Here is a 2,976-nt window from a genome sequence, read left to right as displayed (position 1 = left end):
GCGCTGCTCAACCCAGTTCGTGAGCTCCATGATGGCGGCCTCGAGGGCGAGTTGATTCTCGTTGATCTTGAAGAGCAGGGAAGGGAGCAGGTCAGAGTGAGGCATGGTATTCCTCCGTGGATAGAGGAAGCGTAGCAGTCAGGTAAGGTGTGATCATTCGGCAGGGCGCCGGAGATGAGCCGAAAAAGGCGTGGGGACTTTTTCGGGGATTCGCTATTTCATGCTTGGCTCTGTTAGGCATCGTTTGCAGCGAGCGCCAGAGGGAGAGCCAGTAAATGCTGGGCCTTATGCCCATTTTCAAGCATGGGGTGCTAGGGGGCAAGTGTTCGAATCACTTCGTCCCGACCATATTTCGTAAGGGGATCAATCACTTAGCGGCTTGATCCACTTTCTCGTTTCAGGCTTGCGCAAAACTCGCGCAAAACTTAGCAGCGAATTCAGCATCTGACAGGCGGATTGTCCCAGAACTTCCGGCCTGGGCGTTGCGTGCTGCCCGTCCCCGTTGTGATTGGTGTGCACGGGTTCAGGGTGAGTTTGTTTTCTGTGGGCATGGGGCGTCCTTTGCCGGGGCATGCCTGGGAGGTGGAGATTGTGATGGGGGCCGGGAAATCAATTGGACACCTACAGGCTACGAAGCCAATTCTGGCTTTGAGTCTCCCTAGGGCCTGTTGACGTTTCACATGGGCAGCCATAGGAACCCGCAGGCCATGGCTACCTGATCAGCCGCATGCTCCAGGAGAGCGGTTATGACGCCGCCGATATTCGTCTACTGCATGACGCTCGCGCCACCCGCGTCAATCTCGAGGAGCGCCTGGAGTGGCTGGGCGTTGCGTGATCAGACTACTAGCTGCCTTTCACGACTGGCAGCTAACGGCCCAGAGTGTGTAAAAACGCTTCACCAAAATTGAAGTATGCGCATCTACGTTAAATCTGAAATTTATCGGCACGTCAGGTCAGCAGATGTGGATTTCGCGTAGAAACGCGATTTCCAGTCCGATTTAGAGTACATGTCGCGCTCAAAAGCGTTTTTACACAGCCTCGGCCAAAAGCGGACGTTGCTGCGTCGACTCAAGTTGCCTGTCAGGTTGTGGCCCTGAAGCTCTCTCAGGCCGAGCTGCTGTATTAATTGCCCTCTACAGAGCGGCTGGATTATCTGGCAACTTTTTAGGTGCCAGCTAGTATCAAAGTGCAACTATCGAGAAAGCTGCGGCCGCCGCTGTTGGAGTGCATTGGGTCAGCGAGGACGGGCTTCTTCCAATTTCCGTCACGGAGGACAGCGCATGAGCCTGTTACTCGGTCCCATCCTGCATTTTCGCGGTATCAACAACGGTCAGTATCAGGTCTCAGCCCTGGTCGTATTGGATAAGGGCGATGCAAAACCGCAGCCAGCGGTAACCAATTGCACGGTGGACAATCTCACCAAGATCGCTTCAATCCCATTCGTCGCGCCAACTCAAGATGTCTGGAGGGTGGATCTGTCGGTCATTCAACAAGCTGGCCTTGAGTCCCGGAAATGCAGTTGTGATGTGTCCGGCGGAAAAGCCAGTTTCTTTGTCCCGCCGTCCGGGAAGTCTCCCCGCTTGGCCTATGGGTCGTGCAATGGGTTCTCTGCCGACAAATACCGAAAAAAAGTGAAAGATCGGCAGAACGAGCGCTGGTTTGACATGGCGRCGCGCCACAAGGTCAAGGACAAGGAGTTCCACCTCCTGTTCCTGGGAGGAGATCAGGTCTACACCGATGACCTGATGGTAATCCCGGGAGAGATGAAGGACTGGGCTGATCAGTCGCACAGTAAGCAGGTAGATGCGAAGTGGACCAGGAAGCTGGAAAAGCAAGTCGACGAATACTTCGCCCAACTCTATGTGCAGCGCTGGAACCAGGCAGGCCCACGCGAGATTCTCCAATCCATTCCCTACGTGGCCATGTGGGATGACCACGACATTACTGATGGCTGGGGCTCATACCCACAGGATCTGCACGAGTGTGAGGTCTACCAAAACTTGTTCCGACTTGCGACTCGGTACTACCGAATCTTCCAGCAACAATTGGGCGACGGTCAGGTACACCCGTCCGCCGTGCCCGGCCAGAAGCCGGAGGCCAAGGGGCTTAGCCTCGCTTATACCGGCGTGGGAGAGGTTGCTTTTCTAGTCCCCGATCTGCGGAGTKAACGCSAGCCAGACCTCACCATGAAGGGGGGATTCACGCCTACCCGGATCGCTTCGGAGCACACCTGGGACGCTATTTTCAAGTGGCTGGAAGAGCCCGGCACTGCGAGCCACAAGCACCTGATCGTGTATTCCAGCCTTCCAGTTGCCTACCTCGACTTGAACGCCGCGGAGGTTGCTCTCAATGCCCTGCCAGGCCAATGGGAACTCGAGGACGACCTGCGCGATCACTGGCGCAGCAAGCCACATCGTGATGAAAGGCAGCGGCTGATCAAGCGGTTGTTGAATTTCGCTGCGAAAGGAGTCCGGGTCACCATTGTGAGCGGAGACGTTCACGTTGCGGCGGCGGCAGTAATCGAGTCGACCCTGCCTCAGCATGGAAATGGAGCCGGAGCCATCTTTCAGTTGGTGTCGACCGGAATAGTGCACACCCCACCTGCAGCTGTGGCCGTTTACTTCATGGAGAAGTTTGGGGCCGGGGAAGAGATCATCGAGTATGGGGTCCGGGCTCGTATGTTGCCGATTGGCTTCAAGGGGCACTTCCTGGTTCCAGAAAGGAACTGGCTGAGTCTGGAACCTGATGAGAGGGGAAGGATCTGGGCAAACTGGCATGTTGAAGGCCATGAATACCTGCTGACGCAGGTGATCGACCCGGTGGTACTGCCAACCGTTGTTCAGCCGGTTGCCGTAAACGTGTAACTGAAGACCCACCCCATCGAGGTCTCTACATGGAAGCTACACAGAAGGGGCTACACATCGCCTGGCAGGTTGCGCTAATGATACTGATACCAGCTACATTGGCCTTGGCCAC

Annotated in this window: 1 protein-coding gene; it reads left to right on the top strand. The window is 55.9% G+C overall.

The genetic code is table 11. From position 1 onward, the window contains the following. The first annotated feature begins 1,280 nt into the window (after positions 1-1,280). A complete protein-coding gene (locus AC1DVH_RS28855; protein ID WP_477756647.1) occupies positions 1,281-2,864 on the top strand; it encodes an alkaline phosphatase D family protein in 1,584 nt (527 codons plus the stop codon). The last annotated feature ends 112 nt before the right edge of the window (positions 2,865-2,976 follow it).

It is taken from the genome of Pseudomonas sp. P4_C3 (assembly GCF_056402075.1).
This window is presented reverse-complemented; position numbering and strand designations above follow the sequence as displayed.